Origin of the sequence: Streptomyces sp. SJL17-4, assembly GCF_036826855.1 — a bacterium.
GTDB lineage: Bacteria > Actinomycetota > Actinomycetes > Streptomycetales > Streptomycetaceae > Streptomyces.
The window spans coordinates 6960205-6986025 of the sequence record NZ_CP104578.1 but is presented as its reverse complement, the minus strand read 5'-3'; the positions used below and the strand labels follow the sequence as shown (position 1 = coordinate 6986025).

Genomic DNA, 25821 nt, shown 5'->3' with positions numbered 1-25821 from the left:
CATGTCAGTCTTCGCGACCATGTCGGTCTTCGCGACCATCATCAGTCTTCGCGACCATTGTTCTGCATGAGTATGCAGAACTCTGCATGATTCGTCAATCGGCTGCGGTCCCGCCCCCCGAGGGACGGAATATTCGCAGGTGGAAGGCGAGGGGGCGTCGCTACAGTCCGGCGCATGACACCGCCCGAACCCCTGCCGCCCCTGCTGCCCACCCAGTACCGCTCCCCCGGAGAACGACTGCTGCACGGGAAGGGCATCGTCTCCGCCGCGGGAGCGGGCCGCGCCGAGGACTGGGTGAGGCTCGACCGGAGCGCCCGCATCTCGACCTGGCAGCCGGGCCCTCGCCGGTCGAGCGGCCGCGTCCGGGTCGGCTTCCACTGGTTCGACGACCACGAACTGAACGACTGGACCATCGCCCCGCACTGGCATGAGGCGGGACCGGACGGCCGCCCGGCCCGGGTCGCCTGGTCCGGGCCCCCTACCGAGTCCGAGATCGCGCTGGCCCTCTGCCACGACGACCCCCGGCTCCGCGCGGCCGCGCTCCGGCTCGCCGGGGACGGGGGGCTGCCCGGCGCCGCCCTGCCGCTCGTCCTCATCCGGTGCGCCGACACGGACGGGACGGTCCGCGAACTCGCCCGCGCGGTCCTCGGCGGGGCGCTCGCCGGGGCCGAGGACGCAGCCGTGCGGGCCCTGGCGCCGCTCGCCCTGCTCCTCGACCTGCGCCGGTACGGGGGCTGGGCGCGGGAGGCCGTCGTCTCCCGGCTCGGCGGAACCCCGGCGGAGGCCGTGGCCGAACTGCTTGCGAGCCGCCGGTGGGAGTGCCGTAGCGCCGGGGTGAGGGCCGGAGCGTCGGCGGGACTGCTGGATGTGGCCGAGGCGTACGCGATCGCCGAGCGGGACGCCGACGTGAGCGTCGCCGGGCACGCGGTGCGTGCGGCGCTACGGCTCACCCGGCAGGCCCTGGAGGCGGGGGACGGCCCGACCCGCGAGGACGCCCTCGCCCGGTTCCACGCCTTCATGGACGGCCGTCGGGACCCCGCGCTCGGGCGCACGGCCCTGGCCACCGCCCTCGACGCCGGCCTGCTCGGGCCCGAGGACCTGGCGCGGCTCGCCGTCTCCCACCACGAGCGGGTGGCTCGTCGGCACGCCCTCGACACCCTGCTGACCGAGCACGACCCGATCCCCTACCTCGACGCGCTGTCGACCGCGCGTGACGCCGTCGTCCGGGCGGCGGCCGTGGAACGGTTGCGGTCCGCAGGGCGGAGCGACGACCTCGTCCGGCATCTGACGGACTCGCACGCCCGGGTGCGCGCCGTGGCACGCCGGGAGCTGGGGGCGGTGGGAGCCGATCCCTCCACCGTGTACCACGCCCTGTGCGCCGACCCGGCGGCCGTCACCCCGGCGGCGGTCACGGGCCTTGCCGAGCGGCGGGACCCCGGGGACGTACCGCTCTTCCGCGACCTGACCCGGCACGCCCGGGGCCCGGTACGTGCCCGGGCGCTCGCCGCGCTGCGGATGCTGGGCGCCCTGCCCGGCGACGGGCCGGTCGCCTTCGCCGACGACCCGGACCCGACCGTGCGGAACACCGTCCTCAGGGCCGTGCGCCGGAGTCCCGAGACCCTGCGCCCGTTGCTGACGGCGGAACACGGAGCCGTACGGGCCGCGGCGCTGGACCTGCTGTGGTCCCGGCACGGATTCGACTGGCGGGAGGCCGTGCCCTTCCTGGAGGACCCCGCGCCGCGGGTGATCCATGTGGCGAGGAGCGTGGTGGGGCGGCACGCGTCCGAGCTCCCGCTCCCCTTCGTGCTCGATCTGGCGGCGCCCGGCCGTCCGCCCGCCCAGCGCGCCGCCGGTCTCGCCCTGATCGACCGTCACGACGACGCCGGGTCGCTGCTCGCCGCCCTGCGGCTGGCCGACGACCCCGACTTCGTGGTGCGGTGGGTGGCGCGCGGACGGGCCGTCCGGGTGCTGCGCCGGCTGGAGGAGGAGGTCGGCGGCCCGTACGGGGACGAGATCCGACGGCTCGTCGAGCGTCACTCCGCAGAACTCCCCGGCTGGCAGCAGGAGATACGGCGGCGGAACCGGGCGGCGAGGGAGCGCTGAGGTCCGTCCGGATCACCGGGCGAGACGTCTGAACGCCGGGGCCGCCGGTTCGGGAGAATCCGGGGCATGGGAAAAACATATGACCGGATCGACGGACGGCTCCGTGCCTTCATCGAGGCCCAGCCGGTGTACTTCACCGCGACCGCTCCCCTCGCCGGGGACGGCCATGTCAACCTCTCCCCCAAGGGCCGCCGGGGCACCCTCGTCGTGCTCGACGAACTGACCCTCGCCTACGTGGACTTCGGCGGCAGCAGCGCCGAGACCGTCGCGCACCTGAGGGAGCCCGGCAACGGGCGGATCACCCTCATGTGGACGGCGTTCTCCGGGCCGCCGACCGTGGTGCGGGTGCACGGGACCGGCGAGGCCGTGTTCCGGGACGACCCGCGCTGGGCGGAGCTGTTCGCCCGGTTCCCCGCCGAGGCCGTCGAAGGGCAGGGCAGCGCGCGGGCGATCGTCGTCGTGCACGCGCGACGGGTCAGCGACGCCTGCGGGTTCGCCGTCCCGCTGATGGAGTACCAGGAGGACCGGGGGATGCACGCCGAGTACTTCAACCGGAAGACCGACGAGGAGTTCAACGCGTACTGCGAGCGCAAGGAGCACATCGCGACCAGCCTCGACGGGCTCCCCGCACTGCCGCTCCCGCTGCCGCCGCAGCCCGCCGGTTAGCCCCGTGACGCGCGCGGGGGCACGGACCACGGGCCTAGGCTCGCGCCCATGCGCACCCTTCTCGCTCTCGGCGCCGCCGCCCTGCTCTCCCTCGGCGTCGCCGCGCCCACGCCCGCCCCGTTGCCCGCGCGTATGGCGGACACCGGTGGCGGCTCCCAGCTGATCACCGCCGAGGCCGCCGGGACCGGTTCCACCACGGGCACCCTGACCTGGTGGGACCGGCGCGGCGGGCGGTGGGTGAAGGCGGGGTCGGCGCCCGCCCGGTTCGGGGCGAAGGGGCTCGCCGAGGGCGGGCGGCGGAAGCAGGGCACGAAGACCACGCCCACCGGGCTCCACCGGCTGCCGTACGCCTTCGGGATCGAGCCCGCGCCCGCGGGGACCTCGTACCGCTACACGCGCGTGACCCGACGGTCCTGGTGGTGCCAGGACAACGACTCCCGCTCGTACAACCGCTGGGTCGAGGGGCTGCCCCGGGACTGCCGGGCGACCCGGGCCGAGCACATGGTCACGTACCGCCAGCAGTACGCGTACGGGCTCGTCATCGGCTTCAACTACGACCGGCCGGTACGCGGGCGCGGGGCCGGGATCTTCCTGCACGTCAACGGGCGCGGGGCGACCGCCGGTTGTGTCTCCGTCCCGGCGGACGCGATGCGCGCGGTGCTCGCCTGGGCCGATCCCGCGCGCCGGCCGCACATCGCCGTCGGCACGCGGAGCGGTCCGACGGCGATCACGCGCTACTGACCGGCCTACTTCTGCGCCAGCATCAGCAAGTGGTCCGCGAGCGCCTGGCCGCCCGCCGGGTCGCGGCTGATGAGCAGCAGGGTGTCGTCGCCCGCGATCGTGCCGAGGATCGCGTGGAGTTCGGCCTGGTCGATGGCCGACGCGAGGAACTGGGCGGCGCCCGGCGGGGTCCGCAGGACCACCAGATTGGCGGAGGCCTCGGCGGAGATCAGCAGTTCGCCGGAGAGGCGCCGCATGCGCTCCTCCTTCGCGGACTCGCCGAGCGGGGCCTGCGGGGTGCGGAAACCGCCCTCGCTGGGCACCGCGTAGATCAGCTCGCCGCCGGTGTTGCGGATCTTCACCGCGCCCAGCTCGTCGAGGTCCCGGGAGAGCGTCGCCTGGGTGACGCTCAGCCCGTCGTCCGCGAGGAGCTTGGCGAGCTGGCTCTGCGAGCGCACCGGCTGCCGGTTGAGGATGTCGACGATCCTGCGATGGCGAGCGGTGCGGGTCTGCGGAACCGACGGCCCTCCGTGCTCGTTCTCCTGCGCGTCGGTCATCGTCGTCTCATTCTCCGGTTCGTCCTTGCCCGTTCGCCACGTCGAGGACTCCGGGCAGGACCTGGAGGAAGGCGTCCGCCTCGGCGTCGGTGAGGACCAGCGGAGGCATGATCCGTACGACATCGGGGGCGGGCGCGTTCACCAGGAGGCCGGCGTCCTGAGCCGCCTGCTGCACCTGAGGTGCGAGGGACTCCGTGAGCACGATACCCAGCAGGAGGCCCGCACCACGGACGTGGGAGACCAGCGGGTGCCCGAGGGCCTCGATTCCCTGCCTCAGCCGCTCCCCCACCGCCTTCACATGGTCGAGGGCGGCGTCGGCGCCGAGGGTGTCGAGAACCGCGATTCCGGCGGCGCAGGCGACCGGGTTGCCGCCGAAGGTGGTGCCGTGATGACCGGGCCCGAAGAGCTCCGCCGCCGGGCCGAAGGCGACGGTCGCACCGATCGGGAGGCCGCCGCCGAGGCCCTTGGCGAGGGTCACGACATCGGGCTCGACGCCCTCGTGCGCCTGGTACTCGAACCAGTGACCGCAGCGGCCGATGCCGGTCTGCACCTCGTCGAGGACGAGGAGGGTGCCGGTGGCGCGGGTGATCTCCCGGGCCGCCTTGAGATACCCGGCGGGCGGCACGACGACGCCGTTCTCGCCCTGGATGGGCTCGATGATCACCAGGGCGGTGTCCTCGGTGACCGCGGCGCGGAGCGCCTCCACGTCCCCGTACGGCACATGTGTCACGTCGCCGGGCAGCGGCAGGAACGGGGTCTGCTTGGCGGGCTGGCCGGTGAGCGCGAGTGAGCCCATGGTCCGGCCGTGGAAACCACCCTGGGTGGCGACCATGTGGGAACGGCCGGTGAGCCTGCCGAGCTTGAAGGCGCCTTCGACGGCCTCGGCGCCGGAGTTGCAGAAGAAGACCTTGCCGGGCCGGCCGAAGAGGGCGAGGAGCCGCTCGGCGAGCGCGACGGGCGGCTCGGCGACGAAGAGGTTGGAGACGTGGCCGAGGGTCTGGATCTGCCGGGTGACGGCCTCGACGATCGCCGGGTGGCCGTGACCGAGGGCGTTCACCGCGATGCCGCCGACGAAGTCCAGGTACGCGTTGCCGTCGGCGTCCCAGACCTTGGCGCCCTCACCGCGGACCAGGGGCAGCCGGGGGGTGCCGTAGTTGTTCATCAGCGAGCCCTGCCACCGCTGGGTGAGTTCCTCGTTGCCGCTCATCAGTCCCCCTGTCCGTCCGGCACGACCATCGTGCCGATGCCCTCGTCGGTGAAGATCTCCAGCAGGATCGAGTGCTGGACCCGGCCGTCGATCACGCGGGCCGTGGTGACCCCGTTGCGTACGGCGTGCAGGCAGCCCTCCATCTTGGGGACCATGCCGCTGGAGAGGTCGGGCAGCAGCTTCTCCAGCTGGCTCGCGGTGAGCCGGCTGATGACCTCGTCGCTGTGCGGCCAGTCCTCGTAGAGGCCCTCGACGTCGGTGAGGACCATCAGCGTCTCGGCGCCCAGCGCCGCAGCGAGAGCCGCAGCCGCCGTATCAGCATTGACGTTGTAGACATGTCCGTCGTCCTGGGAGCGGGCGATGGAGGAGATGACCGGGATCCGGCCGTCCTCCAGGAGCGCCTGGATGGCGCCGGTGTCGATGGCGGTGATCTCACCGACCCGGCCGATGTCGACCTGCTCGCCGGCGATGACCGGCTGGTGCTTGGTCGCGGTGATGGTGTGGGCGTCCTCGCCGGTGAGACCGACGGCGAGCGGGCCGTGCTGGTTGAGCAGCCCGACGAGCTCGCGCTGGACCTGGCCGGCGAGGACCATCCGTACGACGTCCATGGCGTCCTCGGTGGTGACCCGCAGTCCCGCCTTGAACTCGCTGACGATGCCGTGCCGGTCGAGGGCGGCGCTGATCTGGGGGCCGCCGCCGTGCACGACGACCGGCTTGAGACCGGCCTGGCGCAGGAAGACGACGTCCTGGGCGAAGGCGGCCTTCAGGTCCTCGTCGATCATGGCGTTGCCGCCGAACTTGATGACGACCGTCTTGCCGTTGTGCCGCGTGAGCCAGGGCAGGGCCTCGATGAGGATCTGGGCCTTGGGGAGCGCGGTGTGCTTCCGGGTCGTGCTCTCCACCGGGTTCCTGGGGTCGCTCATGAGGAGTACGCGCTGTTCTCGTGGACGTAGTCGGCGGTGAGGTCGTTCGCCCAGATGACGGCGGACTCGGTGCCGGCGGCGAGGTCGGCGGTGATGGTGACCTCCCGGTAGCGCATGTCGACGAGGTCGCGGTCCTCTCCGACGGAGCCGTTCTTGCAGACCCAGACGCCGTTGATGGCGACGTTGAGCTCGTCGGGCTCGAAGGCCGCCGCCGTCGTGCCGATGGCGGAGAGCACCCGGCCCCAGTTGGGGTCCTCGCCGTGGATGGCGCACTTGAGGAGGTTGTTACGGGCGATGGACCGGCCCACCTCGACGGCGTCGTCCTCGGTGGCGGCGTTGATCACCTCGATACGGATGTCCTTGCTGGCGCCCTCGGCGTCGCCGATGAGCTGACGGGCGAGGTCGTCGCAGACCTCCCGTACGGCCCCGGTGAACGCGTCCTGCTCCGGGGTGACGCCGGAGGAGCCGGAGGCGAGGAGGAGGACGGTGTCGTTGGTGGACATGCAGCCATCGGAGTCGACCCGGTCGAAGGTGACGCGGGTGGCGCCCCGGAGGGCGCTGTCCAGGCCCGCGCTGTCGACGTCGGCGTCGGTGGTGAGGACGACGAGCATGGTGGCCAGACCGGGGGCGAGCATGCCCGCGCCCTTGGCCATGCCGCCGACCGTCCAGCTGCCGCCGGGCCCGTCCTTCGTGACCACGGCGGTCTTGTGGACGGTGTCGGTGGTCTTGATGGCGATGGCGGCCTTCTCGCCGCCGTGCTCGGACAGCTCGGCTGCGGCCTTCTCGACACCGGGGAGGAGCTTGTCCATGGGGAGCAGCAGACCGATGAGGCCGGTGGAGGCGACGGCGACCTCGCCGGCGCCGACGTCCGTGCCCTTGGCGCTGAGGACCTCGGCGACCTTCTCGGCGGTGGCGTGGGTGTCCTGGAAGCCCTGGGGGCCGGTGCAGGCGTTGGCACCGCCGGAGTTGAGGACGACGGCGGTCAGTTCGCCGTCGGCGAGGACCTGCTGCGACCAGACGACGGGGGCAGCCTTGACGCGGTTGGAGGTGAAGACTCCCGCGGCGGCGCGGCGGGGCCCGGTGTTGACCACGAGGGCCAGATCCGGGTTGCCGTTCTGCTTGATCCCGGCGGCGATGCCCGCTGCCGTGAATCCCTTCGCTGCGGTGACGCTCACTGTGTTTCTCCGTTCGCTTCTCCGCCCGCGCAGCGCAGAGGTGCGGGCTTCGTCGTCGTCTGCAGACCGGTGGCTGCGCGTGCGTCGCTCACGGCGCCACTCCGATCGTGGAAAGTCCGGTGCTCTCGGGGAGGCCGAGGGCGATGTTCATGCTCTGCACCGCGCCGCCGGCGGTGCCCTTGGTGAGGTTGTCGATGGCGCTGATCGCGATGATCCGGTTCGCCGCCGCGTCGTACGCGACCTGCACCTGAACGGCGTTGGAGCCGTAGACGGACGCGGTCGCCGGCCACTGCCCCTCGGGGAGCAGATGGACGAACGGCTCGTCCGCGAAGGCCTTCTCGTACGCGGCCCGTACGGTCTCGGCGGTGACGCCCGGCTTCGCGGTGGCGGTGCAGGTGGCGAGGATGCCGCGCGGCATCGGCGCGAGGGTCGGCGTGAAGGAGACGGTGACCCGCTCCCCCGCCGGTCCGCTGAGGTTCTGGATCATCTCGGGGGTGTGCCGGTGGCCGCCGCCGACGCCGTACGGCGACATGCTGCCCATGACCTCGCTGCCGAGCAGGTGCGGCTTGGCCGCCTTGCCGGCGCCGGAGGTACCGGAGGCGGCGACGATCACGGCCTCGGGCTCGGCGAGCCCGTTCTCGTACGCGGGGAAGAGCGCGAGCGAGACGGCGGTGGGGTAGCAGCCGGGCACGGCGACCCGCTTGGACCCTTCGAGGGCGGCGCGGGCACCCGGCAGTTCGGGGAGGCCGTACGGCCAGGTGCCGGCGTGCGGGGAGCCGTAGTACGTCTCCCAGTCCGCGGGCTCCTCGAGCCGGAAGTCGGCGCCCATGTCGACGACGAGGACGTCCGGGCCGAGCTGTTCGGCGACGGCGGCGGACTGGCCGTGCGGCAGGGCGAGGAAGACGACATCGTGCCCGGCGAGCTCTTCGGCGGTGGTGGGCACGAGGACGCGGTCCGCGAGCGGCAGCAGGTGGGGCTGCAGGGCCCCGAGCCGCTGGCCGGCGTTGGAGTGGCCGGTCAGGGCGCCGATCTCCACGTGGGGGTGGGCGAGAAGAAGACGCAGGAGCTCTCCGCCCGCGTATCCGCTCGCACCCGCCACTGCTACTCGTACCGTCATCGAAAACCCTCCTCATGGATGGCATGACTATACGTGGCTCCGCACTTTTATGCAACGACACTCCGGGCGGGCGGCCGTCACCTTGTGACCGAGTGGGATGGTTGGCCCCCGAGCGTTCTAGTCGGCCCGAGGTGAGCGCTATGGATGGCCCGCCGGGCAGGGTCGAAGCACGTTGCGTTATGGGTTTCACGGAACCTTGACCAGGACTCGTGGCGGTCGTATGTGCTGGTGGCTGGCCTTTTCACCTCTTCCGCGGCGGCCGGGACCGTGCCCCCATCAGACGAAGATCGTTCACCTGGCATGAAGACCTCTAGGCGCGCAGTCGCCGTTCTTGCCCTCGCCGCTCCCATCCTGGCCTTCGCCGGGATCGCCAACGCTGCCCCGGGAATCGGGGCTGACACACCGCCGGTCGGCGGCGGGCTGCCCGGTGCTGATCTCCTCGGGGGCCTGCCGGTCGCTGGAGACGCGGCCAAGGGTGGCCTGCCGACCGACGCGGTTACCGGCGCTCTGCCTGGTGGGCTGCCCGGCCTTGGCTGAGCGCTGACCCAGTCCGCGTACGCCAAGTTGCTGAGCGCTGTAGTTGACCAGACGGGCCAACTACAGCGCTCAGTCACAGCGGGTAAGTGCGACGGAGCGCTTCAGCTGGCGAGTGAGCGTGCGGATTGGCGACTTGAGCGGGCAGCGTTGACGGCTCGGGGGACCTGGGCGGCGCAGGCGTCGAGAAGCGGCTTCATCTGCTGGTAGAAGGGCACCTTGTTCTGCCGGATCCAATGAATGGGTCCAGTGACGTGCTGTCGGTGGCTGCTTCTAGTGTTGCCTCATGGGGAACTATTTTCAGACCGTCGTCGACCTCGACGCCACGCAAGCGGACGCCCACGCCCTGGCAGACAGCGGACTCGGCTGGCTGGTCAGGGAGGGGATAGTTCGGGCCGAGCTCACCGACTGTGTTCTCGGGGCGCCGTCGGGGCATCCGCCCGGATCCTCCTGGGCCAAGGCGGTCGGTCAGGAGGACTGGGAGCCCAGCGACGGACTCAGGATCGAGACCAGCCGCACCGTATTCAACTGCGGTCAGGGCGAACCCATGTTCGCGGTGTGCCCCCATTGTGCCGGGCGGGCGGATTTCTACACCGACCGGCTGGAGGAGATCGAGGGTGCGTGGGAACCCTTCGGTGAGGCCATCAGCGCCTGGAGCGACACAGGCAGCGCGGCAGTCGCCTGCCTGCGTTGTCGACGCCCCGGTGACCTGACTGCGTGGACCTGGTCGGATGACTACTTCGCCTTCGGGTATCTCGGTTTCGAGTTCTGGGACTGGCCCGACTTCAGCCCCGGGTTCCTCGAAGGTCTCTCCCGCGCGCTTGGGGGGCATCGCACAGTTCTCATGGAAGGCAAACTCTGAGGGAGCCGGAGTTAGTGCGTCCTCCCCCGCTCAACCCGGTGATGCTCGGAGCATGGCGAACAAGCCGCTGATGCGTTGGCGGGCGAGGCAGAGGAGGGCCTGGGTGTGGGTTTCACGCGGGCGCGTTGCTTGTCGTAGGAGGCGCGGGAGGCCGGATCTGGTATTCGTACAGGCGAAGACGTCAAGGAACATCGCCCGTTCGAGGTGCCGGTTGCAGCCTCGGGGTGCGTGTGCGCCGTGGATGGAGGCCCCTGACGACCTCATGGTCGGGGCGAGGCCGGCGTAGCAGGCGAGCTGGGCGGCGGTGGGGGTGCTGGTCACCGTCACCGTCGCCGGGTATCGGCGCCTGGACCCGAGGGCAAGAGGGTGAGCCTCCAGCAGGACGTTGATCCAGGACTCCAGAGTCCGGCGCTGAGCGTCGCATGAAGCGCCTGGTCGGCAAGGTGATCTTCGTCGTGAACCGTGCCGATCGCAGGCTTCACTCCTCTGTTACGCCAACTACCGAGCCGGCGCGGCAGATTGGAAAGGCTCAATGGTTGAACTCAGGTTGTGGCGGACAGGCGGCGCGGTCAGCTTGCCTGCCTACGAGCTGCCGGAACCGACCCGGCGCCTCCGCGAACACATCGCAGGCCGTACGGTGCCGCCTGCCCCCGCTGACTGAAGCACGGTGGGTCGCCGGCTTCCGAACGGATCGCTCTGGATGCGGGCTCCAGCTGAGCGCTCCACTTGGCCAGACGGGCCAAGTCGAGGGCTCAGTCACACACCTTGAGAATGAGCGGCCGAGTCGGCCCCTTGGCGCTTGAGTCGGCCCGCCGAGCGGTCCAGCTGGCCGGTGCACCCCCTGACGTAGCACGCCCCGGATCCGGTAGCTTGAACGCGTTCAAGTCATCGAGTCCGGGGGTTGATCATGCAGGCCGCTGCGCGAGCGAGTATTCATCCATGGCAGTTCGGCCTCGTGCTGTGCGCCGTGGTCACCCCCCTACCGGTGCTGATCGTGTGGTTCGCGGGTTCCGGCATCCAGGCGCTCGCCTTCGCGACCGCCGCGGTGGTCTCCGTGCCGTTGTTCCTGTACGCCCGGCCGTCCGGCTTCGCCTACGTCGCGGGCGCCATCGCGGCGCTGCTGGTGCTGTGGTCGTTCATCGGCGCCATGGCCGGCATGTTCCTGTTCTTCCCCTCGGCTCTGCAGCTCCTGCTGGCCACCGGGGCGGACCCGCGCGAACGCCCGACCGCCGCCAAGGTGATGGCCGGTGCCGGACTCCTGCTGTCGGCGGCGGTCGTGGTGCAGTCGTTGAGGAGCTGAGCGCTCCCAGAGGGTGTCCGGCCAGCGGGTGCGCGGCCGGTTGCAGCTCGCACCAGCTATCCAGGCGATCCGGGAGTGTGGCATCGACACGTTCGCCTGCTGCCAGGACCTGGCCGAGAGCAACGCGGATCGGCCAGCGAAGTTGCCGCACATGGCGGAGTGGGTGGAGTCCCGCCGCGGCAGGATGCTCATCGACTTCCCGGTCGACAGCGGACTCTCCTTCCTCTCGGCCGTAGCAAATGCCGGACCGCGGGACGCCTTCTACGTGCGGATGACGCACTGGCCCAGTAGAGCGCTCAGTCACAACCGGGCCGCACCACGACAGATTGCCCCCGTTCCGGCCCGCCGGACGGGAGCCCTCCGATGGCCACTCGAACAACGGACAGCAGCGGAACCGCGGGGTCGCGAACGGCGGGCTGGGCATATTCCTTGACAGGAATATTCTCACCGGAGAATACTTGCCCCCATGGACGACGCAGACCCGCTCCTCGCCGCACTGGCCGACCCGGTCCGCTGGCGCCTCGTGCGCCTGCTGGCCGAGCGACCCCGCCCCGTCGGCGTGCTCGCCCAGCTCGCCGAGGCGCGGCAGCCGCAGACGACCAAGCACCTGCAGACGCTCGAGCGGGCCGGGGTCGTCACCTCCCAGCGCTCCGGACAGCGCCGGGTCTACGCCCTCCGGCCCGGCCCTCTGCGGGATCTGGCGGCCACGCTCGGGCGGCTCGCCGACACCGCCGACCAGGCCGGCGGGTCGCGCGAGACGTACGACCGGTACGGGCTCAGCCTCGCGAGCGAGCGGCTCGCGGCGGAGAGCCCGGGATGGGCCGACGACCGTTCGTTCCGGTTCCACCGGTCACTGGCCGGGGACCCCGGCGCGGTCTGGCGCCATCTGACCGAGACCCCCCTGCTCGCCCGTTGGTGGACGCCCGACGACCTCCGCGTCTCGGACCTCGTCTTCGACGCCAGGCCCGGCGGGCGGATCGTCCTGGAGTACCGCGACGTCGACGACACCGAAGGCTCCGACCCGGTCGCCGGGCGCGGTGAGGGCGTCGTCGAGGTCGCCCGCCCCGGCGAGCGGCTCACGTACCGGCTCTCGCCCCGGCTCCCCGACGGCGGCGCCGCCTTCACGGCCCGCGTCGACCTCGACCTCCGGCCCACCGGCGCAGGCACGGATCTCGACGTCCACTACTCGATCGCCGACAGCACGGTGGAATCCGCCGACTTCATCGCGGGCATCGAGATCGGCTTCGGCCAGTGCCTCGACAAGCTCGCCACCGCCGTCACCTCCGACGCACCCCCGGCCGCTCCCCCCACCTCGTCCCGCGCCTCGACTCGCACCTCGTCCCCCACCTCACCCCGCACCGAAGGAAAGCAGGTACAGCCATGACCAGCCCCACCGGTCGCAAAGTGACCGCCAACATCGCCCTCACCCTCGACGGGCGCTACAACGGCCCCGGCGGGCCGCTGGACCTCTCCGCGATCGTCCCGTACGCGACCACCGAGGTCGCCCGGAACCACCTCACCCGCATCTGGGAGAACGCCACGACCTCACTGCTCGGCCGCGTCAACGCCGAGGGCTTCCTGGGGTACTGGCCGGCGGTCGCGGCCGACGAGAACGCCGACCCGCGCGACCGCGGCTACGCGAAGTGGCTCGTCGACACGGAGAAGGTGGTCCTCTCGACCACCCTGACCGAATCCCCGTGGGAACGCGCCCGCGTGGTGAACGCCCCGGCCGCCGAGGTCGTCGCCGGACTCAGGGGCCACGGCGAGGGCGACATCCTGATCAACACCAGCCCGAGCATCACCAGGGCGCTTCTCGCCGCGGACCTGGTGGACCGGCTGTACCTGCTGATCTGCCCGGAGATCGCCGGGAGCGGGCAGAGGCTGTTCGACGACGGCCTGCCCGGCTCGCGGTGGCGGCTCAGCAGCAAGGAGACCGGCGAGCTCGGCGAGATGGCCCTGATCTACGACCGGGTCCGCTGACCGGTTCCGTCACCGGGCAGAGCAGGCGATTCCACACTCGTCCAGCGACCCCCTTTGCATGACCATGCGCGATGATGCATACTCTTCCTATGTCCAAGGTCCTCACCTCCCTGCCCGCCGGCGAGCGCGTCGGCATCGCCTTCTCCGGCGGCCTCGACACCTCCGTCGCGGTCGCATGGATGCGCGACAAGGGCGCCATCCCGTGCACCTACACCGCCGACATCGGCCAGTACGACGAGCCCGACATCGCCTCGGTGCCCGGCCGCGCCAAGACCTACGGTGCCGAGATCGCGCGCCTGGTCGACTGCCGTGCCGCGCTGGTCGAGGAGGGGCTTGCCGCACTCACCTGCGGGGCGTTCCACATCCGCTCCGGCGGCCGCGCGTACTTCAACACCACGCCGCTCGGCCGTGCCGTCACCGGCACCCTCCTCGTGCGGGCGATGCTCGAGGACAACGTCCAGATCTGGGGCGACGGCTCGACCTTCAAGGGCAACGACATCGAGCGGTTCTACCGCTACGGTCTGCTCGCCAACCCGCACCTGCGGATCTACAAGCCCTGGCTGGACGCGGACTTCGTGACGGAGCTCGGCGGCCGCAAGGAGATGTCGGAGTGGCTGGTCGCCCACGACCTGCCGTACCGCGACAGCACGGAGAAGGCGTACTCCACCGACGCCAACATCTGGGGTGCCACCCACGAGGCCAAGACGCTGGAGCACCTCGACACCGGCGTGGAGACCGTCGAGCCGATCATGGGCGTCCGCTTCTGGGACCCGTCGGTCGAGATCGACACCGAGGACGTCACGATCGGCTTCGCGCAGGGCCGGCCGGTGTCCATCAACGGCAAGGAGTTCGCCTCCGCCGTCGACCTCGTCATGGAGGCCAACGCCATCGGCGGCCGCCACGGCATGGGCATGTCGGACCAGATCGAGAACCGGATCATCGAGGCCAAGAGCCGCGGTATCTACGAGGCGCCCGGCATGGCCCTGCTGCACGCGGCGTACGAGCGACTGGTCAACGCGATCCACAACGAGGACACCCTCGCTCAGTACCACAACGAGGGCCGGCGTCTCGGCCGGCTGATGTACGAGGGCCGGTGGCTGGACCCGCAGGCACTGATGGTGCGGGAGTCGCTCCAGCGCTGGGTCGGCGCGGCCGTCACCGGCGAGGTGACCCTGCGGCTGCGGCGCGGCGAGGACTACTCGATCCTCGACACGACGGGCCCGGCGTTCAGCTACCACCCGGACAAGCTGTCCATGGAGCGCACCGAGGACTCGGCCTTCGGCCCGGTGGACCGGATCGGCCAGCTCACCATGCGGAACCTCGACATCGCCGACTCGCGCGCCAAGCTGGAGCAGTACGCCGGCCTCGGCCTGCTCGGCACCGGCAGCCCCGCCGTCGGCGCCGCCCAGGCGGCCGCGACCGGGCTGATCGGCACCCTGACGGAGCTCCCGGAGGGCGGCGCGGAGGCCATCGCGTCCCGCGGCGAGGCCACCGACGAGGACGAGATGCTGGACCGCGCCGCGATGGAGTTCGGCACCGACTGACCCATCCCCGGTCGAGCGCCACGCGCTCGGCACCCCCGGAAGGCCGGCTCGACGTCCCCCGCGTCGAGCCGGTCTTTTCCGTCTCCAGGGCAGCCGGTACGGGGCTGACTCCGCCGGCGGCGGACGGTGCTGTCACATCGCGGTGGGCGCCCGCGTCAACGCGGTGACGGAACCGATGAGGAGTGAGGCGCCATGCACGACGACACCTTCCCGACCGCCCTGGACAGGCGTTTCGACGCCCACGAGGAACAACTGCGGCGTGTGGCCCTGCGGATGACGGGCTCGCCGGCCGAGGCCGAGGAGGCGCTCGCGGCGGTGCGGGCGGGGCTGGGGCGGGAGGACGGGGCGTCCGTACGGGGCTGGCTGACGGCCCTGGTCACGCGGGAGTGCGTACGGGGGCTCCAGAAGCGGCGGGCGGGCCACGGGCCCGGTCACAGGGGCGCGGCCGGAGCCGGGGGCGGCCCCGGAGCCGGGAGCAGGCCCGGGTCCGGGAGCGGGCCCGAAGTCGGCAGCGGGCCCGAAGTCGGCAGCGCACCCGGAGTCGGGGGCGAGTCCGTGTGGCTCGCGCTGTTTCTCGTACTGGACGCACTGGACGCCGAGGAGCGGCTCGCCTATGTGCTGCACGACGTGTTCGGGCTGCCGTCGTACGAGACGGGCCGCATCACCGGCGACTCCCCCGAGGAGGTGGCACGGCTGGCCCGACGGGCCCGGGAGCGGGTCCGGGGCCATGGGGCGGCCCGTACCGAGGACCGCACCGGGCGGCAGCGGGCGGTGGTGGACCTGTTCCTGGCCGCCGCACGCGCGCGTGACGCCCGTACGCTCGCGGCCGTCCTCGACCCGGACGTGATCGCCCACTCCGAGCGCGGCCCCGTGCACGGTGCGCCCGCCGTCGCCGAGGGCGCGGCCGCGTTCGCGCGGTTCGCGGAGGTGACCCGGCCCGCGCTGGTCGACGGGGCCGTCGGGGCGGTCGCCTTCGTCGACGGGCGGCCCGTCTCCGCCGTCGCGTGCACCCTCCGCCGGGACCGGATCGTCACCGTGTCCGTCACCACAGGGGAGGACCGGGTGCGCGCCCTGCACCTGGCATTTCCCGACGGGTGACGGGCGGCGGGACCGGGCGGAGGGGCGGGGCCGGGACGAAAGTCCGGTGCGTCGGAGCCGCTCCTCCGTTAGCCTCGACAGCATGTCCACGCCCCGAATCTCCTAGCTGAGGACCCGCACCCACGCCACCCGTGTGTCCTCAAGCCCTTTCGGAGCGTTACCACATGATCACCGTTCGTGGTGCCGACGTGCGCGTCGGCGCCCGGCTCCTGCTGTCCGGCGTCTCCTGCCACGTCGCCCCCGGCGACAGGATCGGCTTCGGCCGCAACGGAGCCGGCAAGACCACCCTGCTCGACACGTTCGCCGGGCTGCGCGCCCCCGCCGCCGGCACCGTCACCCGTACCGGCACCGTCGGTCATCTCGCCCAGGACTCACGGGCCGCCGACCCCACCGTGACCGTCACCGACCGGATCCTGTCCGCGCGGGGCCTCGACCGGGCGGTCCGGCGGCTCGCGGAGGCCGCCCGCCGGCTCGGCGAGGCACCCGACGCGCGGGCGCTCGCCGCCTACGACCGGGCCGAGTCCGCCTTCGAGGCGGGCGGCGGCTACGCGGCCGAGGCGGAGGCCGCCCGAGTCGCCGCCGGGCTCGGCCTGCCCGCCGAGGTCATGGACCGGCCCGTCGGCCGGCTGTCCGGCGGCCAGAAGCGCCGGGTGGAGCTGGCCAGGATCCTCTTCGCCGGGCACGGCCGGGACGACACCCTGCTGCTCGACGAGCCGACCAACCACCTGGACGCCGACTCGATCGGCTGGCTGCGCGGCCACCTCGCCGCCCACCGCGGCGGCCTGGTACTGATCAGCCATGACGTACGGCTCCTCGCCGACACCGTCAACCGGGTCTTCCACCTCGACCCGGGACGCGCCGCGCTCGACGTCCACAACACCGGCTGGCAGGCGTACCTCGCCCAGCGGGAGACCGACGAGCGGCGCCGGGTGCGCGAGCGCGCCAACGCCGAGCGCAAGGCGGCGGCGCTGCACGCGCAGGCCGACCGCATCAAGTCCCGGGTGGCGACGGCGACGACGGCCCGCAGCATGGCGCGCCGGGCCGACCGGATGCTCGCCGGGCTCGACCCGGCACGGCAGGCCGAGCGCGTCGCCCGCATCCGGCTGCCCGAGCCCGCGCCCTGCGGCAGGATGCCGCTCGGCGCGGTCGCGCTCACCAAGGCGTACGGGGCGCGCCCGGTGCTCGACGGGGTGGACCTCGCGGTGGACCGGGGCAGCCGGCTCGTCGTACTCGGTCTCAACGGGGCGGGAAAGACGACCCTGTTGCGGATCCTCGCCGGTCAGGAGGTCCCCGACACCGGGCGGGTCGTGCACGGGCACGGGCTGCGGCTGGGCTACTTCGCCCAGGAGCACGACACGCTCGATCAGGGCCGTACGGTCCGGGAGAACCTCGCCGCCGCGGCTCCGCAGCTGACGGACGGTGAGGTACGGGCGGTCCTGGGCGCGTTCCTGTTCCGGGGCGACGACGCGGACAAGCCGGCCGGGGTGCTCTCCGGCGGCGAGAAGACCCGTCTCGCGCTGGCCGCGCTCGTGCACTCGGGTGCGAACGTCCTGCTCCTCGACGAGCCCACGAACAACCTGGACCCCGCCTCCCGCGACGAGGTCCTGGCCGCCCTGGGTACGTACCCGGGCGCGATCGTGATGGTCACGCACGACGAGGAGGCACTCGACGCACTGCGCCCCGAACGGGTCCTGCTGCTGCCGGACGCGGACGAGGACCTGTGGAGCGAGGAGTATCGAGGGCTCGTGAGCCTCGCCTGACGGCCTGCTGGCCAGACGGCCGGACGGCTGGATGGCCGGACGACTGGACGGCTGGACGGCTGGACGGCTGGACGGCTCCGGCGTCGCCTAGTCTGGCGACATGATCATCGATGCGCGGACCCACATAAGGGTCGCCCGCCCCTCGCGGGATCTGGCCGCCGCCGAGCGGTTCTACGTCGACGGGCTCGGGCTCGAGGTGCAGTGGCGGACCACCGAGCGGGTGTCCGGCCACCACGACCTGCTCATGGTCGGTCCCAAGGGCGGTGGTTGGCACTTCGAGCTGACCCGTGACCCCGAGCGCCCCGTGGAACCGGCCCCGACCGTCGAGGACCTGTTCGTGGTCTATCTCGGGGCGCCCGTGGAGGAGGCTCAGGTGGAGCGGCTGCTCGCCGCCGGCGGCACGCGGGTGGCCGCGCACAACCCGTACTGGGACGAGTTCGGCGTGACCGTCGAGGACCCCGACGGCTATCAGCTCGTCCTGTGCTCGCGCAGCTGGGGCGCATGACGGAGAGGCGATGAAGAGGGGCGCGGCCGGTAGGCCGCGCCCCTCTTCATGGGGTTCCGCCGGGGGCCGGGGGCCTTTCGGCCGCTTCCCCGGCGGACGCCCCCTAGGCCTGCCGCACCGCGCGGAGGACCACGAACTTGGCGTCGCTCGCGACCAGTTCGCTGTTGCCGAAGATCCGGCGGAGCGTGACGTGGTAGCCGAGGTGACGGTTGCCGATGACCCACAGTTCGCCGCCCGGCCGCAGCGCGCGTCGCGCGTCGGTGAACATCCGGCGGGCCGTGCGGTCGGTGGTGGCCTGGTGGCTGTGGAACGGCGGGTTGTTGAGGACGAGGTCCACCGAGCCGTCGGGCACGTCCGCGAGCCCGTCGCCGACGAGGAACTCGGCCTTGCGCCCCTCGCCCATGTGCGTACGGAAGTTCTCCTCGGCCGAGGCGACCGCCTGGTACGACTCGTCGGTGAAGATCAGTTCCGCGTGGGGCTCGTGCAGCGCGATGGCGAGGCCGACCACGCCGTTTCCGCAGCCGAGGTCGGCGACGCGGACCCGGCCGATGTCACCGGGCAGGTTCGCGAGGAGGAAGCGGGTGCCGATGTCGAGGCGGTCGGCACAGAAGACCCCGGCGTGGTTGGTGACGGTCAGACCGGGCAGCCCGGGTGCGGGGGTGTCGGCCGGAAGGTCGTAACGGTGTGGCCAGGGGTTCGGGCGCGGGCTGACGGCCGGGTCGGGCGTGGTGTGGATCAGCCGCGCCTTCTTCACCGCGAGCGAGGTCCGGGTGGGGCCGAGGATCCGCTCGAAGAGCCGCAGGGTGGAGGTGTGGATCTCCTTGACCATGCCGGTGCCGACGACCACGGTGCCCTCGTGCACGGCGGGTGCGAGCCGGTGCAGCTGGTCCTCCAGGAGCGCGAGGCTCTTGGGGACGCGGACGAGGAGGACGTCGATCCGCTCGGGCGGCGGGTCCTGGGTGGTGAGGAGCCGGACGGCGTCCGGGGCGGCCCCGGCGCGCGCGAGGTTGGCCCGGGTGGCCTGCCGGCCGAGGTACGAGTCGGAGATCTGGACGAGTTCCCCGGGGCCGGCGGCCTGGAGTGCGGTGACGAGGGCTCCCCAGCGGTCGCCGAGGACGGCGACGGTGCCGGACAGGTCGGTGCCCTCCTCGGCCAGATGGCCCAGGAGGTACTCGTCGGACGCGTCCCAGGCGCGCAGCTGGTCGCGCGGGTCCTCGGGATGGCGGGTCAGCGTGAAGGCGCCCCATGACGTGGTCAAACGGTTCATCGTGCTCTCAGGCTAGCCGGTCGGGGGCGGTCTCTCCCCCCGCGACGTGTTCGCCGGCGGCCGCGTCGGCTTCGTTCAGCGCAGGGCCGCGTCGAGCTGGAGGTGCCAGAGGCCGGGGCGGCCGGTGAGGGTGACGGTGGAGAGGGGGCGCACGTCGACGTTCCAATACGTGGCGGGCGGCGCCTTCAGGGCGTACACGAGGGCGGCCCGTACGACGGAGGGTTCGGCGACGGCGACGATCTCGCCGTCGTCGGCGGGGCGGGTGTCGAGCCAGTTCCCTATCCGGGTGATGAAGGCGAGGAGGGGTTCGCCGCCGTGCGGGGCGGCGCGGGCGTCGGTGAGCCAGGCGTCGACGGCGGCCGGTTCGAGGGCGGCGACCTCGGCGAGGGTCAGGCCGCGCCAGCGGCCCATGTCGCAGTCGCGGAGCGCGGGCTGGGCGAGGGGGGCGTAGCCGAGGGCGGTGCCGGTGGCGCGGCTGCGCGGGGTCGGGGAGCAGTAGCGCAGTTCGGCCGCGCCGAGCGGGATGAGCGCGGGCGCGGCCTGCTGCACCTCGTACCACCCGGCCTCGTCCAGTGGCCGGTCGTCGTCGAAGCGTTCGGCGAGCAGGGAGGAGCTGCGTGCCGCCGTGACGAGCGTCACCCTAAGACTCATGGGCGCGATCGTGAGGCCGAAGGCTCCGCAGGTCAAGGGGTCATTCCCCGGGGCCGGAGGGGCTCCGGTTCACTGCTGCCCGAGAGCCATCCACTTGTCCGGATTCTGCAGTGGCGTGAAACCCACCTTCTCGTACACGCCGTGCGCGTCGGCGGTGGCGAGCATGATGCGGCGCAGTCCGTACGGCGCGAGGTGGTCGCGGACGGCGGCGACGAGCGCCGTGCCGAGGCCGGTGCCGCGGGCCGGGCGGTCGACGTAGACGTCGCAGAGCCAGGCGAAGGTGGCGTAGTCGGTGACGACGCGCGCGTAGGCGGCCATCTCGCCGGTCTCCCGGTCGTAGGCACCGAGGTTGAGCGAGCCCGCGATGGCCCGGTCCTGCTTCTCCCGAGGTCGGCCGTGTGCCCAGTAGGAGTCCGTGGACAGCCAGTGGTGCACCCGGGTGGCGTCGATCCGGGCGGGGTCGGCTGAGATCTCGTACGCCCCGTGCATGACGGGGGTGTCCGTGGCGGTGGTGTCGCTCATGTCCGAAGCGTTCCAGTGACACCTGGGCTTGTCAGGTGAATTTGCCCGGGCCGGGGGTGCCCGGGCCGCGCGGGCGCCCAACGGCTCCCCCGCGCGGCCCTCCGTCGGCGCTCAGGCGGTGAGCTCGTCGACCGCCGTCCGCAGGCGGCGCACGCCCTCCGCGATCTCCGTGGGGCCCGCGACACCCGCGAAACTCAGCCGGATGTGCCCGGCGGGGGGTTCGGCGCAGAAGTACGGGCGGCCGGGAGCCGCGGCGACACCGGCCCGCAGGGCCGCGGCGAGCAGCTCCGCCTCCGGGACGCCGTCGGGGAGCCGGAGCCAGAGGTGGTAGCCGCCGTACGGGATGTGCGGCAGGCCGAACGTGGGCAGCCGGTGGGCGAGGGCTCCGCTCAGCAGGTCCCGACGGCTCTTGAGTTCCTGGGCGACGGCCCGCAGGTGCCGGTGCCAGGCGGGCGAGCCGACGAGTTCGAGCGCGGCCTCCTGGAGCGGCCGGGGGACGAAGAAGCTGTCGACGACCTGGATGGCGCGGAGGCGTTCCAGGACGGGGCCGCGGGCGGCGAGGGCGCCGACCCGCAGGCTCGGCGAGGTGGCCTTGGTGAGGGAGCAGACGTGGACGACGACGCCGTCGGGGTCCTCGGCGGCGAGCGGAGCGGGGAGCGGCGGCGCGTCGTCGTGGGCGAGCCGGCGGGCGAAGTCGTCCTCGACGACGAAGGCTCCGGCGGCGCGGGCGATACGGAGCACCTCGCGGCGCCGCTCGGGGCCGAGGACCGCCCCGGTCGGGTTCTGGAAGAGCGGCTGGCAGACGAAGACGCGGGCGCCGGTGGCGCGGAACGCGGCTTCGAGGAGCTCGGGACGGACCCCGTCGGCGTCGGCGGGGACGGGGACGGGGCGCAGCCCTGCGGCGCGGGCGACGGCGAGCATGCCCGGGTAGGTCGGCGACTCGACGAGGACGGGGGTGCCGGGCGGGGCGAGGGCGCGCAGGGCGGTGGTGATGGCGGACTGACCGCCGGCGGTGATGAGGAGGTCGGCGGCGGTGATGCTGCCGCCGATCTCCCGGGCGAACCACTCGCGCAGCTCGGGCAGGCCGTCGGTGGGCGGCCGCCCCCAGGCGCCGGGTCGGCGTCCGGCGCGGGCGAGGGCGGCGGCGAGGGCCCGCTCCGGCTGGAGGGAGGGGTGGAGGTAGCCGCCGTTGAATTCGATCACGCCGGGTGGCGGGGCGGCGAGGGTGACGAGGACACCGGAGGCGTCGACGGCCCGGGGGACGAGTTCGGTGGCGGTGTCGGCGCTGAGGGCGACCTCCTGCCAGGAGGTGTCGCCCGTGGCGGGGGTGGCGGTACGGGGCTCGGCGCGGAAGGCGCCGGCGCCGGGGCGGGTGACGACGAGCCCCTCGGCGGCGAGCTGCGCGAGGGCCCGGGTGACGGTCACCGGGGAGACCCGGTAGCGCTCGACGAGGGCGCGACTCGACGGGAGCTTTCCACCAGGTGAGTAGCGGTTCAGCTCAGATCTCAACGAATGCGCCAGTTCTGCGACACTGCTACGCTCACTCATGAGAGCACAGGATAGCGCTACTGCCCCCAGGACGATAGCGGTCACCACGGCGGACGAAAGCGCCGCGGGCCCCGGAGGGGCCGCCGCTCACGACGGAGCCACCCGCACCGGAAGGGCCGCCGCTCACGACGGGGCCGCCCGCACCGGAAGCGCCTCACGCACCGGCGGCGGCTCGACGGCGGCCGCCCTCGGCGCCCCTTCCGGCACGAGCGACAGCCGTATCGACCCGCTCCCCCGCGGCACCCTGCTCTCGGCCCTCGGTGTGGTCGCCTTCTCGCTCACGTTCCCGTCGACCGTCTGGGGCCTGGAGAGCTTCGGCCCCTGGTCGCTCGTGGCCGTGCGCTCCACGCTCGCCGCCCTCATCGCGGGCGTGTTCCTCCTGGTCGGCCGGGTTCCGCTGCCGGAGCGCCGGCACTGGGCGGGCCTCGCCGTGGTCGCCGGCGGTGTCGTCATCGGCTTCCCGCTCCTGACGACCCTGGCCCTGCAGACCTCCACCACCTCGCACGCCGCCGTGGTCGTCGGCCTGCTGCCGCTCACCACGGCGGCCTTCGCCGCGCTGCGGACCAAGCGCCGGCCGTCCCGTACCTTCTGGTTCGCCGCCGTGTCGGGCGCGGTCGTCGTGCTCGCCTTCACGGTCCAGCAGAGCGGCGGGGCCGTGTCGCGGGGCGACCTCTACCTGTTCGGCGCGCTCCTCGTGTGCGCGGCCGGCTACACCGAGGGCGGCCGTCTCGCACGGCTCATGCCGGGCTGGCACGTCGTCGGCTGGGCCCTGATCCTCTGCCTGCCGCTGATGGCCGTCGGCTCGGCCGTGGCGCTCTCCGTGGAGCCGGTCCATCTCAACGCCCACGGCGTCATCGGCCTGGTGTGGGTCGCGGCCGGTTCGACCTTCTTCGGTCTGTACGTCTGGTACCGGGGCATGGCCTCGATCGGCATCCCCAAGGCCAGCCAGCTCCAGCTCGCGCAGCCGCTCCTCACCCTGGTCTGGTCGGTCGTGCTGCTCGGCGAGACCCTGCCGCTCGCCGCCCCGCTCGCGGCGGTGGCCGTGCTCGTCTGCATCGCGGTGACGCAGCGGGCGAAGAGCTGAGCCGGCGGCGGGCCGGGAGCAGGACCGGCGCGACGGATCGGGGTGAACCGGTCCACAATGGCAGACGTAGGCCCCGAACAGGACAAGCCCGGTCGCGAGGAGGTCACCCCGATGCAGGCGAACGTGGGCGACAAACTGCTGGTGCACGGACGGACCGTCGGTCACCACGACCGTACGGCCGAGGTACTTCAGGTACTGGGGGAGAACGGCACGCCCCCGTACCGCGTCAAGTTCGACGACGACGGCCACGAGGCCCTGATGTCTCCGGGCCCCGACACCGTCGTACGCCACCGTCCGGAGGCGGGGGCGCGCTGAGCCGTCACCGCGGCGGACGGACTCTGGTCGGGTAGTGATCGGCCACCACGGTGGCCATCGCCCCGATCGGATCCGCCGCGACCTCTTTCGCGGCGAAGAAGCAGTGCCCGCCGACCGCCGGAGCGGTGGCGGCGAGTTCCAGATGGCGTGAGAGCTCCTCGGGGTCCTGCCACGCCGTGGGCTGGGCGGGATCGCCCGCCTTGTAGAGCGCCTCGCCGATGTAGAGATCGACGCCGGTGCCCCGTACCACCGCGTCCCACCAGCGCAGCAGCGTGGCGTAGTCGGCGGTGGGCAGACCGATGTGCCAGTACAGCTGCGGCACGACGTAGTCGATCCAGCCCTCCCGGATCCACTTCCGGGTGTCGGCGTACAGGTCGTCGTAGGTGCCGAGCCCGGCCCCGGTGTCCGAGCCCTCCGGGTCCTGGGCGATGTTCCGCCAGACCCCGAAGGGGCTCACACCGAAGGGCACGTGCGGCTTGACGGCCTTGATCCGGGCCGCCATCTCCGAGACCAGCAGGTCGGTGTTGTTCCGCCGCCAGGACGCCTTGTCGGGGAAGTCCCCGCCGTACCGCGCGTACGTCTCGTCGTCGGCGAAGACCTCCCCGGCCACCGGGTACGGATAGAAGTAGTCGTCCCAGTGCACGGCGTCGACGTCGTAGCGCCGCAGCGCGTCCAGCATCGCGTCCTGGGTGAACCGCCGGACCTCGGGCAGCCCCGGGTTGTAGTACAGCTTCCCGCCGTACGGCAGCACCCACTCGGGGTGGAGCCGGGCCGGATGGTCGGCGACGAGCCGGGCCGGGTCCGGGTGATGGGCCACGCGGTACGGGTTGAACCAGGCGTGCAGTTCGAGCCCCCGCGCATGGGCCTCCTCCACGGCCGTGCCCAGCGGGTCCCAGCCGGGGTCGCGGCCCTGCGTCCCGGTGAGGACCTCCGTCCACGGTTCGTACGGCGAGGGCCAGAGCGCGTCGGCGGCCGGCCGGACCTGGAGGACCACCGTGTTGAGCCGGCGCTCGACGGCGGTGTCCAGGTGGGCGAGGAGCTCGGCACGCTGCGCCTCCGCTGTCAGCCCGGTACGGGAGGGCCAGTCGCGGTTGAAGACCGTGGCGATCCACACACCGCGGAACGCGGAGCGGGCGACCGGCGCCGCGGGCCCCTCCGGCGCGGCGGCGGCGGCCGTCCCGGCAGCCGCTCGCGCGCCCGTTCCCGCTGCGGCGCCCGCCGCCACGCCTCCGCCCGTCACGGCCAGCGCCGCCCCGGCGGCCGCTCCCGTCACGAGGTCTCTTCTGCCGATAGGCCGCACTTGTACCCCTCCTGTGTCGGATACGTCACACCCACCGGGACAGCATGCCCGCCCCGGACGATCGATCATCGGTTAATGAGCGGTAACGTCGTGGGGTCGAGGCGGACGCACCGGAATCGCACGGGCCCCCGCCGTCAGAGAAGAGCGAAAGGCACGAGGTGACGGACTCCATGGCCGACATTGAGCGCGTCGGAGTGGTGGGCTGCGGCCAGATGGGCGCGGGCATCGCAGAGGTGTGTGCCCGGAGCGGCCTTGAGGTGAGGGTCGCCGAGACCACCGGCGAGGCGCTGGAGATCGGCCGCACACGGCTCTACAACTCGCTGGCGAAGGCCGCCGAACGCGGCAAGATCAGCGAGGAGGAGCGGGACGCGACGCTCGCCCGCCTCAGCTTCACCACCGACCTGGGCGAGTTCGCCGACCGCGACCTCGTCATCGAGGCGGTCGTGGAGAACGAGCAGGTCAAGACCGAGATCTTCCAGGTCCTCGACCAGGTGATGACCCGCCCGGACGCCATCCTGGCCTCGAACACGTCCTCGATCCCGCTGGTGAAGCTGGCCGTGGCGACCTCCCGCCCCGACCAGGTCATCGGCATCCACTTCTTCAACCCGGCCCCGGTGCAGAAGCTCGTCGAGCTGATCCCGGCCCTCACCACCTCCGAGGGCACCATCAGCCGGGCCCAGGCCTTCGCGGAGAAGACCCTCGGCAAGCACGCGATCCGCGCGCAGGACCGCTCGGGCTTCGTGGTCAACGCGCTGCTCGTGCCGTACCTGCTGTCCGCGATCCGGATGTTCGAGTCGGGCATCGCGAGCCGCGACGACATCGACAACGGCATGGAGTTCGGCTGCGCCCACCCGATGGGCCCGCTGAAGCTCTCCGACCTGATCGGCCTCGACACGATCGCCTCGATCGCCGACTCGATGTACGCCGAGTTCAAGGAGCCGCTGTACGCCGCTCCCCCGCTGCTCCAGCGCATGGTGGACGCGGGCCGGCTCGGCCGCAAGACGGGCTCGGGCTTCTACCCGTACCCCTGATCCCCCCAGGCACCGGACGGCCCGTACACACGCACAGGTACGGGCCGTCCGG

At 72.5% G+C, this 25821-nt stretch carries 24 protein-coding genes and 1 pseudogene; 14 read left to right on the top strand and 11 right to left on the bottom strand.

Annotated elements, in window-relative coordinates; translation table 11 throughout:
• Positions 1–174: 174 nt before the first annotated feature.
• From N5875_RS31450 to N5875_RS31440, 3 genes are all read left to right on the top strand, one after another.
• On the top strand, positions 175–2103 hold the full coding sequence (locus N5875_RS31450) for a hypothetical protein (RefSeq protein WP_338497561.1): 1929 nt from the start codon (positions 175–177) through the stop codon (positions 2101–2103).
• Between the two features lie 66 nt (positions 2104–2169).
• Positions 2170–2769 (top strand): pyridoxamine 5'-phosphate oxidase family protein, encoded by a 600-nt coding sequence (locus tag N5875_RS31445; RefSeq protein WP_318206842.1) that lies wholly within the window; start codon positions 2170–2172, stop codon positions 2767–2769.
• A 48-nt stretch (positions 2770–2817) separates the two neighbouring features.
• On the top strand, positions 2818–3510 hold the full coding sequence (locus N5875_RS31440; protein WP_318206843.1) for a L,D-transpeptidase family protein: 693 nt from the start codon (positions 2818–2820) through the stop codon (positions 3508–3510).
• Between the two features lie 5 nt (positions 3511–3515).
• Here N5875_RS31440 and N5875_RS31435 read toward each other — a convergent pair whose 3' ends face one another.
• The 5 genes from N5875_RS31435 to argC all read right to left on the bottom strand — a co-directional run bounded on the left by N5875_RS31435 (position 3516) and on the right by argC (position 8468).
• On the bottom strand, positions 3516–4046 hold the full coding sequence (locus N5875_RS31435) for an arginine repressor (protein WP_318206844.1): 531 nt from the start codon (positions 4044–4046) through the stop codon (positions 3516–3518).
• Positions 4047–4053: 7 nt separating this feature from the next.
• Positions 4054–5253, bottom strand: coding sequence for an acetylornithine transaminase (locus N5875_RS31430; RefSeq protein ID WP_318206845.1), 1200 nt, complete (start codon positions 5251–5253; stop codon positions 4054–4056).
• Positions 5253–6176 (bottom strand): acetylglutamate kinase, encoded by a 924-nt coding sequence (argB, locus tag N5875_RS31425; RefSeq protein ID WP_318206846.1) that lies wholly within the window; start codon positions 6174–6176, stop codon positions 5253–5255. Before argB ends, N5875_RS31430 begins: the two co-directional genes overlap by 1 nt.
• Entirely contained in the window at positions 6173–7351 is a 1179-nt protein-coding gene (gene argJ / locus N5875_RS31420; protein ID WP_318206847.1) for a bifunctional glutamate N-acetyltransferase/amino-acid acetyltransferase ArgJ, read from the bottom strand. Before argJ ends, argB begins: the two co-directional genes overlap by 4 nt.
• 88 nt (positions 7352–7439) lie before the next feature.
• A complete protein-coding gene (argC, locus tag N5875_RS31415) occupies positions 7440–8468 on the bottom strand; it encodes an N-acetyl-gamma-glutamyl-phosphate reductase (RefSeq protein ID WP_318206848.1) in 1029 nt (342 codons plus the stop codon).
• 820 nt (positions 8469–9288) lie between these two features.
• Here argC and N5875_RS31410 point away from each other — a divergent pair.
• On the top strand, positions 9289–9864 hold the full coding sequence (locus tag N5875_RS31410; RefSeq protein WP_318206849.1) for a hypothetical protein: 576 nt from the start codon (positions 9289–9291) through the stop codon (positions 9862–9864).
• A gap of 30 nt (positions 9865–9894) precedes the next feature.
• Here the strand turns inward: N5875_RS31410 and N5875_RS31405 are convergent.
• A pseudogene (locus N5875_RS31405) lies at positions 9895–10278 on the bottom strand (transposase); the annotation flags it as partial.
• A gap of 553 nt (positions 10279–10831) precedes the next feature.
• On the opposite strand from N5875_RS31405, the gene N5875_RS31400 reads away from it, so the two are divergent.
• The 7 genes from N5875_RS31400 to N5875_RS31370 all read left to right on the top strand — a co-directional run bounded on the left by N5875_RS31400 (position 10832) and on the right by N5875_RS31370 (position 18051).
• Positions 10832–11164 (top strand): hypothetical protein, encoded by a 333-nt coding sequence (locus tag N5875_RS31400; protein ID WP_318206850.1) that lies wholly within the window; start codon positions 10832–10834, stop codon positions 11162–11164.
• Positions 11165–11630: 466 nt separating this feature from the next.
• Positions 11631–12548 (top strand): metalloregulator ArsR/SmtB family transcription factor, encoded by a 918-nt coding sequence (locus N5875_RS31395; protein WP_338497557.1) that lies wholly within the window; start codon positions 11631–11633, stop codon positions 12546–12548.
• Positions 12545–13144, top strand: coding sequence for a dihydrofolate reductase family protein (locus N5875_RS31390; RefSeq protein WP_318206852.1), 600 nt, complete (start codon positions 12545–12547; stop codon positions 13142–13144). Before N5875_RS31395 ends, N5875_RS31390 begins: the two co-directional genes overlap by 4 nt.
• A gap of 89 nt (positions 13145–13233) precedes the next feature.
• Entirely contained in the window at positions 13234–14688 is a 1455-nt protein-coding gene (argG, locus tag N5875_RS31385; protein WP_338497555.1) for an argininosuccinate synthase, read from the top strand.
• A gap of 192 nt (positions 14689–14880) precedes the next feature.
• Positions 14881–15786, top strand: a complete 906-nt coding sequence (locus N5875_RS31380; RefSeq protein WP_338497553.1) for a sigma factor — start codon at positions 14881–14883, stop codon at positions 15784–15786.
• A 164-nt stretch (positions 15787–15950) separates the two neighbouring features.
• A complete protein-coding gene (locus tag N5875_RS31375) occupies positions 15951–17546 on the top strand; it encodes an ABC-F family ATP-binding cassette domain-containing protein (protein WP_338497550.1) in 1596 nt (531 codons plus the stop codon).
• Positions 17547–17646: 100 nt separating this feature from the next.
• Positions 17647–18051, top strand: a complete 405-nt coding sequence (locus N5875_RS31370; protein ID WP_318206855.1) for a VOC family protein — start codon at positions 17647–17649, stop codon at positions 18049–18051.
• Between the two features lie 103 nt (positions 18052–18154).
• Here the strand turns inward: N5875_RS31370 and N5875_RS31365 are convergent, their stop codons facing one another.
• The 4 genes from N5875_RS31365 to N5875_RS31350 all read right to left on the bottom strand — a co-directional run bounded on the left by N5875_RS31365 (position 18155) and on the right by N5875_RS31350 (position 22039).
• Positions 18155–19318, bottom strand: a complete 1164-nt coding sequence (locus tag N5875_RS31365; RefSeq protein ID WP_318206856.1) for a methyltransferase — start codon at positions 19316–19318, stop codon at positions 18155–18157.
• A gap of 75 nt (positions 19319–19393) precedes the next feature.
• Positions 19394–19969, bottom strand: a complete 576-nt coding sequence (locus N5875_RS31360) for a histidine phosphatase family protein (RefSeq protein ID WP_318206857.1) — start codon at positions 19967–19969, stop codon at positions 19394–19396.
• A 69-nt stretch (positions 19970–20038) separates the two neighbouring features.
• Complete coding sequence (locus tag N5875_RS31355; protein WP_318206858.1) at positions 20039–20491, bottom strand: GNAT family N-acetyltransferase; 453 nt, start codon at positions 20489–20491, stop codon at positions 20039–20041.
• A gap of 111 nt (positions 20492–20602) precedes the next feature.
• Positions 20603–22039, bottom strand: coding sequence for a PLP-dependent aminotransferase family protein (locus tag N5875_RS31350; protein ID WP_338497547.1), 1437 nt, complete (start codon positions 22037–22039; stop codon positions 20603–20605).
• On the opposite strand from N5875_RS31350, the gene N5875_RS31345 reads away from it, so the two are divergent.
• Together N5875_RS31345 and N5875_RS31340 are read left to right on the top strand one after the other, a co-directional pair.
• Positions 22038–23123: a DMT family transporter gene (locus N5875_RS31345; protein ID WP_318206860.1), complete on the top strand. Its 1086-nt coding sequence runs from the start codon at positions 22038–22040 to the stop codon at positions 23121–23123. The genes N5875_RS31350 and N5875_RS31345 overlap by 2 nt on opposite strands.
• 111 nt (positions 23124–23234) lie before the next feature.
• Positions 23235–23438, top strand: coding sequence for a DUF1918 domain-containing protein (locus N5875_RS31340; protein ID WP_338499321.1), 204 nt, complete (start codon positions 23235–23237; stop codon positions 23436–23438).
• A gap of 4 nt (positions 23439–23442) precedes the next feature.
• On the opposite strand, the gene N5875_RS31335 is transcribed toward N5875_RS31340, so the two are convergent.
• Positions 23443–24711: a family 10 glycosylhydrolase gene (locus N5875_RS31335; RefSeq protein ID WP_338497545.1), complete on the bottom strand. Its 1269-nt coding sequence runs from the start codon at positions 24709–24711 to the stop codon at positions 23443–23445.
• A gap of 197 nt (positions 24712–24908) precedes the next feature.
• On the opposite strand from N5875_RS31335, the gene N5875_RS31330 reads away from it, so the two are divergent.
• A complete protein-coding gene (locus tag N5875_RS31330; RefSeq protein WP_318206862.1) occupies positions 24909–25769 on the top strand; it encodes a 3-hydroxybutyryl-CoA dehydrogenase in 861 nt (286 codons plus the stop codon).
• Positions 25770–25821: the final 52 nt, after the last annotated feature.